Below are 15,291 nucleotides of genomic sequence, written 5' to 3'. Positions count from 1 at the left end.
CAACCTGAACCGCAGCCGGAATCCCCAACGTTCCCGGCCCCAACCCACACGCCCACCGCCAGCGAAGACCAGCCCCCCCCCCCCCCCCCCTCCGCCTCTGCTCCCGCGTCACCGGCTACCGAAGCCTCATCCGCTGACACTTCCGCCCAAACCCCGCACGACGCCGACGCCTCCGAATCGCCCTCCTCCCCCCCCCCCCCTGCGACCGACGCAGACACCACCAGCACCGACTCCAATACCAGCGACAACGCCAACATCAGCGAAGCCGAACGAAGAGAAAAAGAGGAACGCAAGCCCTGGTGGGAACGTAAGAAAGAAAAGAAAAAACAAAAGTGGCTCGAAAAACAGGCCGCTCGCGCCAACGGCGGCGGCGGTAATGGAGGAGGCAATGGAGGCGGCGACCGTGGAGACCGTCCCGACCGCGGCGATCGCCCCGGCAAAGCCCCCGCGCAACCCCCGCCCCCCAAGCTCCAACCCGTTTACGGCGACCTGCCCGCAGCCAGCCAGTTCGCCGATCTGGCCGCCCTCGATGCCACCGCCGCCGAGATTGCCGCCGCGGCCGCCGCACCCGGCGCCACCCCGGTGAAACTCGACCAACTCTTTGCCCTCAACCTCGGCGAACTCACCGCCCGCGCCCGCGCCCTCGGAGCCACCTTCGACGCCCCGCCCAACCGCAAACAAGCCCTCGAAGCCATCTTCAAGACCGCCTTCGAACAAAAACTCCCCATCACCGACCGCGGCTGGCTCGACCTCACCGACAAAGGCCACGGCTTCATCGTTCACGAGCACGTCAACTACCGCCTGTATCCGGAAAACACCTACGTTCCTGAGTCCCTCATTCACCGCTACGGACTCAAGCGCGGCCACCTCATCGACACCTGGGTCACCGCGCCGCAAGCCAACGAACGCTGCGCTGCCGTCACCGGCATCCGCTCCGTCATGGGCGCGCCCCCCGAGGACGCCGCCAAGGTCGTCGCCTTCGAAGAACTCATCCCCTATTACCCGCTCAAGCGCATCCTCGTGGAAGCCACCGAAATCCACAAAGACATCTCCATGCGCGCCGTGGACCTGCTGACGCCCATCGGTTTCGGCCAGCGCGGCCTCATCGTCGCCCCCCCCCGCACCGGCAAGACCGTCCTCCTCCACAACATCGCCAACTCCGTCTCCAACAACTACCCCGAGGCCAAGCTCATCATCCTCCTCGTGGACGAACGCCCCGAAGAAGTCACCGACTTCAAACGCCACTGCAAAGGCGAAGTCGTCTCCTCGACCTTTGACGAAGGCCCCGAAAGCCACGTCCACGCCGCCGAGATGGTCATCGAAAAAGCCCGCCGCCTCGTCGAAAAAGGCGGCCACGTCGTCATCCTCCTCGACTCCATCACCCGCCTCGCCCGCGCCTACAACGCCCTTGCCAGCAACTCCGGCAAAATCATGTCCGGCGGCGTCGAAGCCACCGCGTTGCAAAAGCCCAAGCGCTTCTTCGGCTCCGCCCGCAACATCGAAGGCGGCGGCTCGCTCACCATCCTCGGCACCGCCCTCATCGACACCAACTCGCGCATGGACGAAGTCATTTTCGAAGAATTCAAGGGCACCGGCAACATGGAGCTCCACCTCGACCGCGGCCTCTCCGACAAACGCATCTTCCCCGCCATCAACATCGACCGCTCCGGCACCCGCAAGGAAGAGCTCATTTACCACCCCGACGAGATGGTCCGCGTTTACGGCCTCCGCCGCGCCATGCAGGGCATCCCCCCCGTCGAAGCCATGGAAATGTTCATCCAGCGCCTGAAGAAAACCCGCACTAACGCTGAATTTTTGTTGAACCTGAGCCGATAGGAGCCTGCCCTCCCTCTCTTCACGCCCTTCTCCAGACCCTACCAATCATCAAAGTGAACCACAAAGACACAGAGGCCCAAAAAATCGACCCGAAGAAAAACAGACTACCCCTTCACGTGATGGAACCTCGTGGGTTTGCCTCGGTGTCTTCGTGTCTCTGTGGTTAACACCTTTGAACCAAAAGTAGCCAAAAACTCCCCGTGACCAACGCCGATGATTTCGTCCTCCAGCTCGCCCTTGAAAAAGGCCTGCTGACCCAAGAGCAAATCGACACTGCCCGCGCCATCGTCGCCGAGCACACCGACCTCACCCAAGCCCCGCCCAAGCCCCTCGAAGTCCTCATCCGCGAGCACCAAATCACCCCCCAGATCATCTCCAAGATGCTCGCCGACGAGTTCGGCATGCCCACCGTGGACCTCCACACCGTGCGGCCCGCGCCCGAACTCCTCAAAACCCTCAACCGCACCCTCGCCAACCGCTTCAAAGTTTTCCCCATCGAGCAGCAAGGCCAGACCCTCAAGGTCGCCATCAGCGACCCCCTCGACGTCGATACCATCGACAACCTCACCCACCTCCTCCAACTCACCGTTGACCCCGCCGTCGCCCCCCTCGCCGACATCGAGCAATGCATCGAACGCTACTACGGCAAGGAAGCCGAGTCGCTCGACGCCCTCCTCCAAGACTTTTCCGCCACCGACGAGTCGCAAATCTCGCTCACCACCCCCGCAGCCGGCACCGCCGCTGGCGAAGACGTGGACGCGCCGATCATCAAACTCGTTTACCAGACCATCCTCGAAGCCATCCAGCGCCGCGCGTCCGACATCCACCTCGAACCGATGGAAAAGCGCTTCCGCGTCCGCTACCGCATCGACGGCGTGCTCATCGAAGTGGACGGCCCTCCCAAGCGCCTGCAACTCGCCGTCATCTCCCGCGTGAAGATCATGGCGAACATCTCTATCGCCGAGAAACGCATCCCGCAGGACGGCCGCATCCAGATCAATTTTTCCGGCAAACAGATCGACCTTCGTGTCTCCTCTCTCCCCACCGCGCACGGCGAATCCATCGTCATGCGTATCCTTGACAAGGAAGGCCTCCAACTCGGCCTCCCCCAACTCGGCTTCATGAGCGACGACCAGGCCACCATGGAGAAAATCATCTCCATGCCCGACGGCATCTTCCTCGTCACCGGCCCCACCGGCTCCGGCAAGACCACCACCCTCTACTCCTGCCTCCACTTCATCAACAAACCCGACCGCAAACTCATCACGGTCGAAGACCCCGTCGAATACCAACTCTCCGGCATCAACCAAGTCCCTGTCCGCCACGAAGTCGGCATGACCTTTGCCTCCGCCCTGCGCGCCATGCTCCGCCAGGCGCCCAACATCGTGATGGTCGGTGAAATTCGTGACTTGGAAACCGCCGAAATCGCCATCAACGCCTCCCTCACCGGTCACATGGTCTTCTCGACCCTGCACACCAACGACGCCCCCGGCGCCGTCACCCGTCTCATCGACATCGGCGTCAAACCCTTCCTGGTATCGACCTCCCTGCGCGCCGTCATGGCCCAGCGCCTCGTCCGCAGCATCTGCAAAAAGTGCATCAAGCCCTACACCCCTGACGCCCGCGAACTCCGCTCCCTCAACATCACCCCCCAGCAAGCCGCCGGCGCCACCTTCATGAAAGGCACCGGCTGCACCGAGTGTCACAACACCGGCTGCCGCGGACGCAAAGGCATCTTCGAAATCTTCATCGTGAACGACGAACTCCAGCGCATGATTTACGACAATAGCGGCTCCTCGCGCCTCCGCGAAAAAGCCCGCTCCCTCGGCATGAGAACCATGCGCGAAGACGGCATCCGCAAAGTCCTCGCCGGCATCACCACCATCGAGGAAGTCGTCTCCATCACCGTCGGTGACAGCAGCTAAAAACCTGGAAAAACAAAAGCCTGAAGGCTGGGGAAAGCCTTCAACGCGTATCCGACTCATCACTACATTTAAAATTTCAGCCTTTATTTCTCATGAGCTACGAAATGAACGATCTCCTTGAACTGGTCGTTGCGCAGAACGCCTCCGATCTTCACTGTCAGGTAGGCCAGCCCCCGACCCTTCGACTCAGTGGCAACATGATGCCCATCGACGGCCCCCCGCTCACGCCCGCCGACACCGAACACCTCATCCTCGCCATCACCCCCGAGCACCACCAGCAAGCCCTCAAAATGAATGGCGGCTCCGACTTCGGTTTTGCCTACCTCGACCGTGCCCGCTTCCGCGTCTCCGTCCTCAAAGCCAAAGGCAACTACGGCCTCGTTCTCCGTCAGATCCCCTACAAAATGTTCGGTCTGCGCGAAATCGGCCTCCCCGACAAAGTCCGCGAAATCCTTTATCGACCCCGCGGCCTCGTCCTCGTCACCGGCCCCACCGGTTCCGGCAAGACCACGACCCTCGCCTCGATGATTAACTACATCAACGAAAACCGCGAAGGCCACATCATCACCGTTGAGGACCCCATCGAGTATTACCACCCGCACAAAAACTGCATCGTCACCCAGCGTGAGATAGGACAGGACGTGCCCACCTTTGCCGAAGCCATCAAGCGCGCCCTCCGTCAGGACCCCGACGTCATCCTCGTTGGTGAAATGCGCGACCTTGAGACCATCGAAGCCGCCATCTCCGCCGCCGAGACGGGCCACTTGGTCTTTGGCACCCTGCACACCAACTCCGCCGCCCGAACCGTGGACCGCATCGTGGACGTCTTCCCTTCCAACACGAAGGACATGATCCGCACCCAGCTCGCCGCCTCCATCGTGGCCGTCATTTCCCAAGCCCTCTGCAAAAAAATCGGCGGAGGCCGCATTGCTGCCTACGAAATCATGGTCATGACGACCTCCATCGCGGCCAAGATCCGCGACAACAAAACCTTCGGCATCAACTCCGACATCCAGACCGGATCGAGCCTCGGCATGATTACTCTCGACACCCATCTCCTCAGCCTCGTCAACCGCAAGCTCATCACCGCCGACGAAGCCATGGAAAAAGCGATGGAACCCATCGTCATGCGCGAAAAACTCCTCGCCATGGGCGAAACTCTCAAATCGATCTGACCCCCCCCCCCCCCCATGTTCGACGCTCACAGCCAGGCCATATTGGAACTCTGCCGCGACCAGCACCTCATCGAAGGCCCCGCGCTGCACGATCTCAACGAAGAGCACAAAGCCACCGGCAAACCCCTCGCCGCGCTCATCATCGAGCTTAACCTCGTCGAAAAAGACACCCTCCTCTCCAAGATCGCCGAAAGCCTCGGCTACGAATACATGCCCGAGCCCCCCGGCGCCCTCACCCAGGAACTCGTTGACGCCATCCAAGGCAGCCTCGCCCGCATGTATGGCGTCGTTCCCGTTCGCGCGGACAACCTCTCCGTCGATCTCCTCTGCACCGACCCCTTCAACAACCAGATCATCGACGACCTCACCTTTGCCCTCGGCAAAGACGTGCGCCTCGTCGTCACCGACCCGGAAAAAGTCGAGGAACTCCTCCGCCTCCACTACGGCGACGACGGCACCGGCCTCGACGACCTCCTCCGCGAACTCAGCGGCGACACCGGCCTCGCCACCGAAAAAACCGAGGAGGCTCTCAGCGAAGGCGACCTCGAAGCCCAGGCCAACGCCACCCCCATCATCCGCTTCGTCAACCTTGTCCTCGGCCAGGCCATCAAGGACAAAGCCTCCGACATCCATTTCGAACCCTTCGAGCACGAATTCAAAATCCGTTACCGCATTGACGGCGCGCTCTACGAAATGTCCCCCCCCCCCAAGCACCTTGCGACCGCGATCACCTCGCGCATCAAAGTGCTCTCCAACCTCAACATCGCCGAACGCCGCATCCCGCAGGACGGACGCATCAAACTCACGATCACCGGCAAACCCGTTGACCTTCGTGTATCCACCCTGCCCACACAATTTGGCGAATCCGTCGTGCTTCGCGTGCTCGACCAAAGCGCCGTGCAACTCGAAATCGGCCAGCTCGGAATGCCCGAGGACGTTTTCGAAGGCATTCAGGAAATCGTCCGCCGCCCCAACGGCATCTTTATCGTCACCGGCCCCACCGGCTCCGGCAAAACGACCACCCTCTACTCCGCCCTGCGCATCATCAACACCGTTGACCTCAAACTCCTCACCGCCGAAGACCCCGTCGAATACGAGATTGAAGGCATCATGCAGGTGCCGGTGAACCACGCCGTCGGCCTCACCTTTGCCGCCGCCCTCCGCTCCTTCCTTCGTCAAGACCCAGACGTCATCATGGTCGGTGAAATCCGCGACCTTGAGACCGCCCAAATTTCCATCCAGGCCTCGCTCACTGGTCACTTGGTGCTCTCGACCCTCCACACCAACGACGCTGCCGGCGCCGTCACCCGCCTTGTGGACATGGGCGTCGAACCCTTCCTCATTTCGTCCTCGCTCGAAGCCGTCCTTGCGCAACGCCTCGTGCGCCGCATCTGCACCAAATGCCGCACCGCCTACGAACCCCCGGCGGCGCTCCTGCAACAACTCGGCATCGACCCCATCGACATCGGCGACCGCGAATTTTTTTACGGACGGGGCTGCGAACACTGCAACGACACCGGCTACCGCGGGCGAATGGGCATTTACGAATGGCTGCGCATGAGCGAAGCCATCCGAGACCTCGTCGTGCAACGCGCCCCCACGCTCGTCATCAAGCAGAAGGCGCTCGAACAAGGCATGCGCACCCTGCGCGACGACGGCCTCCGCGCCATCTTCGACGGTGCCACCTCCATCGAAGAAGTCGTCAAATACACCTGACCTTGGAGGGCGGGTCTCCCGACCCGCCAGACGCGGCATAGCCGCGCCTTCCGGAATTGCGGCGTTTCACGCCGTCGGCGGGTCAGGAGACCCGCCCTCCTTATGGGGGGACGACTCATTCGATGTTGGACGTCGGAGACTCGATGTTGGATGTTCACGGCGTGCCTTATTTTGACCACAACGCCACCACGCCGCTCTCGCCCGCCGCCCGTGACGCCTGGTTGCGCATGAGCGATGAGCACTGGCACAACCCCTCCAGCCCCTATCGTGCCGCCGCGCGTGCCCGCATCCGGCTCGACTCCGCACGGGAATCACTCGCCACGCTCCTTGGCGGCGAACCGGCTCATTACGTTTTCACCTCCGGCGCAACAGAGGGCGCACATGCCGTCCTGGCTTACTGGGCCAGTATCCTGCCGACGGATACCCGCATCGCCGTCAACCCCACCGAACACCCCTGCGTCATTGAGTCCGCCCGCAAATTTTTTGATGGCCGCATCCATTGGCTGCCCGTCACGCCCGATGGCGTGGTCCGTCCCGAAGCGGTTGCCGCCGCCCTTGGTGGCGCGGGCGTCTCGCCCGCATCTGAAGAAGTTGGCGCGGTCGTCGTCATGGCCGCCAACAACGAAACCGGTGTCATCCAGCCCTGGCGGGAAATCGCCCGCGTATGCTCCACCGCCAGACATGCGAACGGCGGGGCCGGCGTGCCCTGCCTGTGCGACGTGACGCAATGGCTCGGCAAACTCCCCGGCGGCGGCCTGGGCGAGACGCATGACGCCGATTCGCCCGGCCTCACGCTTATCGCCTCCGCACACAAATTCGGCGGACCCAAAGGCGTCGGTTTCATAAAACTCCCGGGCGAAAGTGGCGCGTCCGGTTTTCATGCGCTGCCGGGCGGGGCGCAGGAGAACAATCATCGAGGCGGCACCGAAAACCTGCCCGCCATCGCCGCAATGGTCGCCGCGCTCGCCGACGCCGAGCAGCACCACGTGTTTCTCGAAACCAGCCGACTCCGGCTCCGCGAGCAGTCCGAACGCGACCTGCTCTCCGCGCTGCCCGGCGCACGCATCATTGGAGCCGGGGCCGACCGGCTCTGGAACACGATTTCGCTGCTGCTCCCCTGCCCTCCTGACGATCCGCTCGCCGCGCCCGACAACACGCGCTGGGTGACGCTCCTGGACAAGCGCGATGTGCAAGTCTCCACCGGTTCCGCCTGTGCCACCGGCAAGACTGCGGCGGGGGGGGGGGGGGGGTCGCATGTTCTCGCCGCCCTCGGCCTCTCCGCGGACGAAGCCCGCCGCGTGCTGCGCATCAGTAGTGGCTGGTCCACTACCGAGGACGACTGGCGCGCGCTGGTCGCCGCGATGAAGCAAATCAAGAATAGCGCCTGAAAAACTTTGTGCCCGTAGGGGCTTCGCTTGCGAAGCCCGCGTCTGCCGGACGGAGCACACTTATCCATTCGCGGGCGTCGCAAGCGACGCCCCTGCATGCTGAGAGGCAATGTGTGCGGGCGGGACGCCCGCGCCACTTGCCACTTGGATACGTCGGATTACAGCACCTGCAATGTCTTGCGGTAGAATTTCACGACTTCGTCGGGATCGTCGGTGAAGATGGCGTAGTCGGCCATCCATTCCGGGGCGCGCTTGGTGGCGATCATTGTTTTGAGCTGCCGGCGCAGGTCGCGGAAATAGTGTGTATCGAAAAATACATACGGCACGCGCGGTCGGATGCCGAGTTTGAGGTTGCACATCTCGATGCCGATTTCCTCCAGCGTGCCGACGCCGCCGACGTTGAAGATGCAAAAATCCGCAGCTTCGAACCATTTTTGACGGAAGTGCCGGGAGGTTTCCTGAAATGTATTGAAAAAATCCACACCGATCTCGGGCGGTTGCGCTTCGAGTTCCAGAAAACACGCGCCAGTCAGCGCGCCGTGTTCGCGGGCTTGTTCAGTGGCGAGGCGCATGACTCCCCCCCCCCCCCCGGTGAGCACGCCCACATTGGTGCCAATGAAGGACGAAAGTTTGTCGAAGAGGGTCGAGATGCGCTGCGTCTGGCGCTGGTCGAGTCCGTTGTTGCTGCCGTAAAAGGCAAATATCGTGGCCTCTTGAAAACGACGGACGAGTTCTTCGCGGATAAAGAACATGTGGCCTTTTTTCTCGGTGAGCAGGTAGAGGTCGCCGAGGCTCTCGTTGAACCAGTAAACTTGCAGGCCAAGCACGAGCCACGCGTCAAAGCGGCTGTGCGCGTTGCTGGAAATAAAAAATCCGTGCGTGCGCGAGGGCTGGCGAAAGATGATGCGGCGCAGCTTGAGTTTGTGGATGCGACTGAGGATTTCGATGTGCTCGGGAAAATTGGGGAAATAGTCCACGACAAGTGTGTCGGCGTCAGGCGGCGCGGCGTCGAGCGCCTGCACGATGGTCGGGTAACCGCAACGTCCGCCAATGCTGCCAGCCAGCGGAGAGCGGTTGCCGCGGGAGAGGCGGGAGGGGGGGGGACCGGAGCGTAGTTGCGTGAATTCGGCCTCGTTGATGAGGAGGCTGGAGTTGGGCATTGCGGCATTCTGACCGTTGACGGTGATCTGCGTTCTGAATTGCGGGGGCGCAATGGGGTCAGACTTGGCGGGAAGTCGGTCGAGGCACTTGTAGAGGGCGCTGGCGGTTTTGATAAGCCGGGTGCGGCGGCGGGCGCGCGTCTCGTAGCGGGGATCGGCTTCGACGGGAGGGGCGCGAAAGATGTCAACGGACACGACGGGATTTACCACGGGTTGGTCGCTGTTGTTGTAGATTTCCAACATGATGTTGGTGCCGAAGGTTTTTATGGGGTCGAGCAGAATGGCGCTGGTATGGATGCCGAAGTCGCCCTGGCCCTGATTCAGCACGACGTAGTGCTCTTTTAGATACATGGAGCAGCTTGTGAGCAGTCCGGCCTGCGGGGCGATGTCGATGGGGGTGGCGGAGTGGCGGATCTGGACTTTGTCGAGGTAGGCGCGTCCTGCCTGACCGGATACAAGGCGCGCAAAGCTCTCGCGCGGGAGATCGGGTTTGAGCGTGTAGCGAACGGCGTGCGGGGTGAGAAAAACGCGTCCCTTGCGGTCGATGCTGATGGATTGGGGAAGTTTGAGCCGGTTGGTGCGGACTGCCTCCCAGACTTCGGAGGCGGTGAGTTTGGCGGAGGGGGGGGCGCGGAAGAGGCGACCCACGGGGACACCGGGTTGAAGGAGTTCGCGCCAGTAGGGGGCGTTGGGAAAGCTGCCGTCGAAGAGGAAGGCGTCTGCGTCGAGGAACACGGCGTCGTTTTCGAAGCGGGGTTTGCCGCGCGACATCATTTCGATGCCGATGCGGGCGAGGGTGCTGCGCTCGGTAAACTGGAGGTCGGCGAGTTGGGCGCGCATGAAATCGCGCTCGGTGGCGTGGCGCGGAGTGAAGCGCAAGACAAGCGAGACGCGGGTGTCGTCCTTGGGATTGCGGGCGAGGGTGTGGATTTGACCGTCGTTGCTGGTCCAAAAGTATTCGAGCTTCATGAAGGGTGAGAGGTTTGGGAAGGATTTGGGAGGATTATGAGATTTGCGTGATGCGGGCGGGAGCGGTTTTGCCGCGGCGGCCGGGGAGCGAGATTTCGTCACCGAGGGTGTGGCCGAGGAGTTGGCGTCCGAGCGGGGCGGCGGGCGTGAGGACGGTTATTTCCACGCTGCGACCGTCGCGGGCGGCAACGGTGAGGGTGAGGCCGCCGCGTTGCGGGCCGATGAAATAGTGGATGGGGCGGCGGGTGGCGGTGTCTTCGAGGCGGACGAGAGAGCCGGTTTCAACATGCGTGGCGCTGGTGGCTAGGGAGAGTGCGCGGTAGCTTTCGATGGCGCGGGCAATCTCGCCGGCAAGGCGGGCCTGTCCTTCGGCGAGGTAGGCGGCTTCCTGCGAGTGCATGTCGTATTTGTTCTCGGGTTTGCTCTCCTCGCTGGTGGCCTCGTCGTGGGCGTCGAGGGCGGCACGAGTCTGGGTGGCGAGTTCGGCTTCGAGCTCGGCAATGATGGCGGCGCGCAGGTGTTCTTTGTCCATGCGGAGGGAGGGGGGGGGGGGGGAGGGGGAAATTAACCATAGAGGCACAGAGACACGGAGTTCAAACCGGAGAACCAGGGGCATATCCAGTTCGGAGCCGTTTCTGGATTGGCCTCTGTGTTTTGTGTCTCTGTGGTTAATTTTTCATTACAATTTTTCGATGATCTTGTCGGCGAGACCGTAGGCGATGGCTTCTTGGGCGTTGAGGTAGAAATCGCGGTCGGTGTCCTTGTTAATGCGCTCGATGGGCTGGCCGGAGGCGTTGGCAAGGATCTGGTTAAGTTCGGCGCGGAGTTTTTCCATTTCCTGCGCCTGGATGTTGATGTCGGTCGCGGGGCCGATGAACCGGCCTGAGATGAGCGGTTGATGGATGAGGACGCGCGAATGCGGGTAAAGGAAACGGCGTCCCTTGGGCGCGCCGGAGAGAAGAATGGAGCCCATGGAGGCGGCCATGCCGGTGACGACGACGGTGATGGGCGAACTGATGAGCTGCATGGTGTCGTAGATCGCCATGCCCGCCGTGATCGAGCCGCCGGGGGAGTTGATGTAAAAGGTGATGTCTTTGCCGGGGGCAATGGCCTCAAGATAGAGAAGGCGTTCGGTGATGTCCTTGGCGGACTCGTCGGTCACGGCGCCCCAGAGGAAGATTTTGCGCTGTTCCAGGAATTTTTTCTGGATGAGCGCGGCAACGGGGGTGGCGTTCTTTTTGACGGCATGGTCGCACTGTTCGTCGTCGTCATCATCGTCATCGTCGAGACGGGGGAGCGGTGCGGAGAGTCCGGGCTGGAGGTTGGCAAAATGCATAAGCGGGCAACGTGGCGGGCTCGCGGCGCTTTGGCAAGTCATGGAGGGCGGATGCTCTATGAAGTGGCGCGGGCGTCCCGCCCGTGTCATAGCGTAGCGCAGGCATCTTGCCTGCAAGTCAGTCTATTGCGCGAAGCGCCGCCTTCCCAAATAACAGAATCAGCAAAAAGCAGAAGAGAGCACCGCGCTTCGCGCAACCTATGGATTGCAGGCGAGACGCCTGCGCTACGGGATGCACGTTGCGGGCGAGACGCCCGCGCCACTGCTTCCTGCTTGAAGAGGGGACGGCGGGTGGCGCAGAGTGCGCGGCGTGTCGCCTGGCTTCGCACGCTTTGTTTTCCTGATTACTGCGGCGTTTTTCGCCGCGTTTTTCGTCTGGCCGATTTTCCAGATATTGAAAGGCGGCTTCATCAATGCCGATGGCGCATTCACCCTCGCCTACGTCGCGGCGGTGCTGCGCGACCCGGTGTATTTGCAAGGGTTCGTCAACGCCTTCTCGCTGGCGTGCGCAACAACGGTGGCGGCGTTTTTGATCGGTGTGCCGCTGGCGTTTTTGTCCGACCGCTTTGTGTTCCCGGGTCGCAAACTGCTCGGCGCCGTGGTGCTTATCCCGATGATCCTGCCACCCTTCGTCGGGGCCATCGGCATCAAGCAAATTTTTGGACAATACGGCGCGCTCAACGCTCTGCTCATTCAACTGGGCCTGCGGCCCGAGGGGTGGACGTTCGACTGGTTCGCCGCCAACCAGTTTTGGGGCATCGTGGCCGTCAACGCCCTGTCGCTCTACCCGATTGTTTATCTCAACGCGGCGGCGGCGCTCGCCAACGTGGACCCGGCGATGGAAGAGGCGGCGGAAAATCTCGGCTGCACGGGGCTGCGCCGCTTTCGGCGCGTGACGCTGCCGCTGATCCGTCCGGGGCTGTTTGCGGGCGGCACGATTGTGTTCATCTGGTCGTTCACGGAGCTGGGTGTGCCATTGATTTTTGACTACACGCAGGTGACGTCGGTGCAGATTTTTGACGGTCTGAAAAACATCGGAGGCAACCCGTTCCCCTACGCGCTGGTGAGCGTGCTGCTGGTGGCGAGCACGCTAATCTACGCGGTGGGCAAGGGCGTGTTCGGACGCAGCGGACACGCCATGATGGCCAAGGCCACGAGCAGCGGCGGCGCGCGTCGCCTGCCAGTGGCGGGGGCGCTGGCGTGCACGGTGGCGTTTGGCGGGGTGACGCTGCTGGCCGTGCTGCCGCACGCGGGTGTGGTGCTGGTGGCGTTCGCGCAGGATTGGTTCGCCACCGTACTGCCGGAGCACTACACGCTGGATAACTTTCGCCTCGCCCTCGGCCACGACCTGACCGTGCCGGCCATCGCCAACAGCCTGAAATTCGCCAGCATGGCGACCGTGGTGGATTTGGTGCTGGGCGTGACAATCGCGTGCGTGGTGGTGCGCTCGCGCATTGCGGGCCGGCAGGTGCTCGACCTGCTCGCCATGCTTCCGCTCGCCGTGCCGGGACTGGTGCTGGCCTTTGGTTATCTGGCGATGAGCCAGGAGGGACGTTTTTTTGCGTTTCTCAATCCGGTGGAGAACCCGACCGTGCTCCTCGTCATTGCCTACGCCGTCCGCCGTCTGCCCTACGTCGTGAGATCGGCGGTGGCGGGCTTCCAGCAGACGAGCGAGACACTGGAGGAGGCGGCGCAAAACCTCGGCTGCCCGCCGCTCAAGTCGGTGGTGCGCGTCACGCTCCCGCTCATCATGGCCAACCTGATCGCGGGCGGGTTGCTGGCGTTCGCGTTCGCCATGCTGGAGGTATCCGATTCGCTGATACTGGCGCAAAAACAGGCGTTTTATCCGATAACAAAATCCATCCTCGAATTGTTCCAATTGCTCGGCGACGGGCAGTTCATTGCGAGTGCGCTGGGCGTGTGGGCCATGGCGTTTCTTGCCGCGGTGATCGTCGGCATGAGCCTGCTGTTGGGCAAAAAACTGGGGGCGATTTTCCGCGTGTGACGCGCTTGCATTCTCGATGATCTACCTGCTCCTCGTTTCCCTCATTTGGGCGTTTTCCTTCGGACTGATAAAAGGCCAGCTCGCCGGACTCGATCCCGACGCCGTGTCCGTTGCCCGACTCGGACTCGCGTTGCTCGTGTTCCTCCCCTTCTGGCGTCCGCGCGCGGTTGCATGGAGCACCGGCGCGTGGCTGGCCGTGATCGGCGCGGTGGAATTTGGCGCGATGTATGTCCTCTACCTGCGCGCCTTCGCTTACATCGACGCCTACCAGGTGGCGCTCTTTACGATCCTCACCCCCATCTTCGTCACGCTGCTCGACGCCGCGCTCGACGACAAATTCCACTCCCGCCACCTGCTCGCCGCCGCCGTCTCTGTCGCGGGCGCAGGCGTGGCGGTGTGGACGCGCGAAGGCGGTCCCAACCTCATGATCGGGTTTGCTCTCGTGCAGGGCTCCAACCTCTGTTTCGCCGCCGGGCAGGTCGCCTACAAACGCACCCGTCCCGCGCTCCCGGCGGATGTGTCCAACGCCTCGCTCTTTGGCTGGCTCTACCTCGGCGCGGTTGCCGCCGCGCTGGTGGCGTCGTTTGTATTCGGAAACTGGAGCCACTTTCATCCCACGCCCCGGCAATGGGGCGTGCTCGCCTACCTCGGCGCGCTGGCCTCGGGCGTGTGTTTCTTTTGGTGGAACCTCGGTGCGTTGCGCGCCAACACCGGCACCCTCGCCGTGTTTAACAACGCCAAAATCCCCCTCGGCATCGCTTGCTCGCTCCTCTTCTTCGGCGAACACGCCAGCCTCTGGCGGCTCGGCGCCAGCCTCGCGCTCCTCGCCGCTGGCGTCGCCATTGCCGAGTGGCGGGGCGGAACAGGGCCGAAACGCTGAAAGGCTAAAAACTTCTACCGGCTGAATGCGCGAAGGTTTGAATTTCAGCGTTCAGCGTTTCAGTTTTCAGCTTTTCCCATGACCGCATCCGCAACTTTCCCGCTCTGGACCGACACCGCGCCCGGCGCGCTTGGCTCGAAGCCGCACGATATTCCGACGCTCACGCGTTACCCCGCCGCCAAGCCCAACGGCGCGACCATCCTCATTCTGCCCGGCGGCGGTTATGGCAACCTCGCTGCGCACGAAGGCGAAGGTTTTGCAGGCTGGTTCAACGAACGCGGCATCACCGCCTACGTCCTCGCCTACCGGCTCGGCAGCAACGGCTATCGCCACCCCGCCATGCTCAACGACGCCGCGCGCGCCCTGCGCTGGGTGCGCCATCTCGCCCGCACCGAAGGCCGCGACCCATCGCGCATCGCCATCATCGGCTGCTCCGCCGGCGGACACCTCACATCCACGCTCCTCACGCACTTCGATGCCGGCCAGCCCGCCTACGCCGATGCCGTGGAACGCGAAAGCTCCCGCCCCGACCTTGGCATTCTATGTTATCCCGTCATCTCGTTCGGCACCTACGCCGCGCACAGCGGATCAATAAAAAACCTCCTCGGCGAAAATCCCCCCGCCGACCTCGTCTGGTCGCTTTCCAACGAAGTCCAAGTCACGCCGCAGACCCCGCCAACCTTCCTCTGGCATACGGCCAACGACCCCGTTGTCCCCGTGGAGAACTCGATCATGTTCGCCAGCGCCCTGCGTCGCGCCGGAGTGCCATTTTCACTCCACATTTTCGAAAACGGCCCCCACGGCCTCGGCATGAGACCCGAAGCTCCACCCTGGACCGTCGCTCTCGAACACTGGCTGCGCGGACGGAAGTTCATCTGATTCACGGATGGCGTCACGCCGC

At 62.6% G+C, this 15,291-nt stretch carries 11 protein-coding genes; 8 read left to right on the top strand and 3 right to left on the bottom strand.

From position 1 onward, the window contains the following. The 5 genes from rho to OBACDRAFT_RS20915 form a co-directional block, all read left to right on the top strand. Positions 1-1,836 (top strand): transcription termination factor Rho (gene rho, locus OBACDRAFT_RS30925; protein WP_269799089.1); only part of this gene is annotated, 1,836 nt, incomplete at its 5' end. Positions 1,837-2,036: 200 nt separating this feature from the next. Then, positions 2,037-3,761: a GspE/PulE family protein gene (locus OBACDRAFT_RS20930; RefSeq protein ID WP_043588847.1), complete on the top strand. Its 1,725-nt coding sequence runs from the start codon at positions 2,037-2,039 to the stop codon at positions 3,759-3,761. A 92-nt stretch (positions 3,762-3,853) separates the two neighbouring features. Continuing rightward, a complete protein-coding gene (locus OBACDRAFT_RS20925) occupies positions 3,854-4,936 on the top strand; it encodes a type IV pilus twitching motility protein PilT (protein ID WP_043588846.1) in 1,083 nt (360 codons plus the stop codon). 15 nt (positions 4,937-4,951) lie between these two features. Further along, complete coding sequence (gene gspE, locus OBACDRAFT_RS20920) at positions 4,952-6,652, top strand: type II secretion system ATPase GspE (RefSeq protein ID WP_043588845.1); 1,701 nt, start codon at positions 4,952-4,954, stop codon at positions 6,650-6,652. Between the two features lie 122 nt (positions 6,653-6,774). Next, entirely contained in the window at positions 6,775-8,040 is a 1,266-nt protein-coding gene (locus tag OBACDRAFT_RS20915) for a cysteine desulfurase family protein (RefSeq protein WP_232767497.1), read from the top strand. Positions 8,041-8,198: 158 nt separating this feature from the next. On the opposite strand, the gene OBACDRAFT_RS20910 is transcribed toward OBACDRAFT_RS20915, so the two are convergent. The 3 genes from OBACDRAFT_RS20910 to OBACDRAFT_RS20900 form a co-directional block, all read right to left on the bottom strand. Continuing rightward, a complete protein-coding gene (locus OBACDRAFT_RS20910) occupies positions 8,199-10,169 on the bottom strand; it encodes an LOG family protein (RefSeq protein WP_043588844.1) in 1,971 nt (656 codons plus the stop codon). A gap of 34 nt (positions 10,170-10,203) precedes the next feature. Beyond that, complete coding sequence (locus OBACDRAFT_RS20905; protein ID WP_232767496.1) at positions 10,204-10,749, bottom strand: GreA/GreB family elongation factor; 546 nt, start codon at positions 10,747-10,749, stop codon at positions 10,204-10,206. A gap of 99 nt (positions 10,750-10,848) precedes the next feature. After that, positions 10,849-11,505, bottom strand: a complete 657-nt coding sequence (locus tag OBACDRAFT_RS20900; RefSeq protein ID WP_043588842.1) for a ClpP family protease — start codon at positions 11,503-11,505, stop codon at positions 10,849-10,851. A gap of 310 nt (positions 11,506-11,815) precedes the next feature. Here OBACDRAFT_RS20900 and OBACDRAFT_RS20895 point away from each other — a divergent pair, with 310 nt between their 5' ends. The 3 genes from OBACDRAFT_RS20895 (at position 11,816) to OBACDRAFT_RS20885 (ending at position 15,269) form a co-directional block, all read left to right on the top strand. Further along, positions 11,816-13,510 carry an ABC transporter permease gene (locus OBACDRAFT_RS20895; protein ID WP_198529962.1) on the top strand — a complete coding sequence of 565 codons (1,695 nt, stop codon included), beginning with the start codon at positions 11,816-11,818 and terminating at the stop codon, positions 13,508-13,510. A gap of 16 nt (positions 13,511-13,526) precedes the next feature. Next, the gene (locus OBACDRAFT_RS20890; RefSeq protein WP_043588841.1) at positions 13,527-14,390 is read left to right on the top strand and encodes an EamA family transporter; all 864 of its coding nucleotides are present in this window, start codon (positions 13,527-13,529) and stop codon (positions 14,388-14,390) included. A 78-nt stretch (positions 14,391-14,468) separates the two neighbouring features. After that, positions 14,469-15,269 (top strand): alpha/beta hydrolase, encoded by an 801-nt coding sequence (locus OBACDRAFT_RS20885; RefSeq protein WP_043588840.1) that lies wholly within the window; start codon positions 14,469-14,471, stop codon positions 15,267-15,269. Positions 15,270-15,291: the final 22 nt, after the last annotated feature.

This window comes from Geminisphaera colitermitum TAV2, from assembly GCF_000171235.2.
Classification (GTDB): domain Bacteria; phylum Verrucomicrobiota; class Verrucomicrobiia; order Opitutales; family Opitutaceae; genus Geminisphaera; species Geminisphaera colitermitum.
The sequence above is the reverse complement of the archived record's forward strand: the minus strand, read 5'-3'. Positions and strand labels throughout refer to the sequence as shown.

Excerpts from the sequence above, each read along its gene's own strand:
- OBACDRAFT_RS20910 (WP_043588844.1), bottom strand. The coding sequence starts at position 10,169 with ATGAAGCTCGAATACTTTTGGACCAGCAACGACGGTCAAATCCACACC.
- OBACDRAFT_RS20915 (WP_232767497.1), top strand. The coding sequence starts at position 6,775 with ATGTTGGACGTCGGAGACTCGATGTTGGATGTTCACGGCGTGCCTTAT.
- OBACDRAFT_RS20900 (WP_043588842.1), bottom strand. The coding sequence starts at position 11,505 with ATGCATTTTGCCAACCTCCAGCCCGGACTCTCCGCACCGCTCCCCCGT.
- gspE (WP_043588845.1), top strand. The coding sequence starts at position 4,952 with ATGTTCGACGCTCACAGCCAGGCCATATTGGAACTCTGCCGCGACCAG.
- OBACDRAFT_RS20925 (WP_043588846.1), top strand. The coding sequence starts at position 3,854 with ATGAGCTACGAAATGAACGATCTCCTTGAACTGGTCGTTGCGCAGAAC.
- OBACDRAFT_RS20885 (WP_043588840.1), top strand. The coding sequence starts at position 14,469 with ATGACCGCATCCGCAACTTTCCCGCTCTGGACCGACACCGCGCCCGGC.
- OBACDRAFT_RS20890 (WP_043588841.1), top strand. The coding sequence starts at position 13,527 with ATGATCTACCTGCTCCTCGTTTCCCTCATTTGGGCGTTTTCCTTCGGA.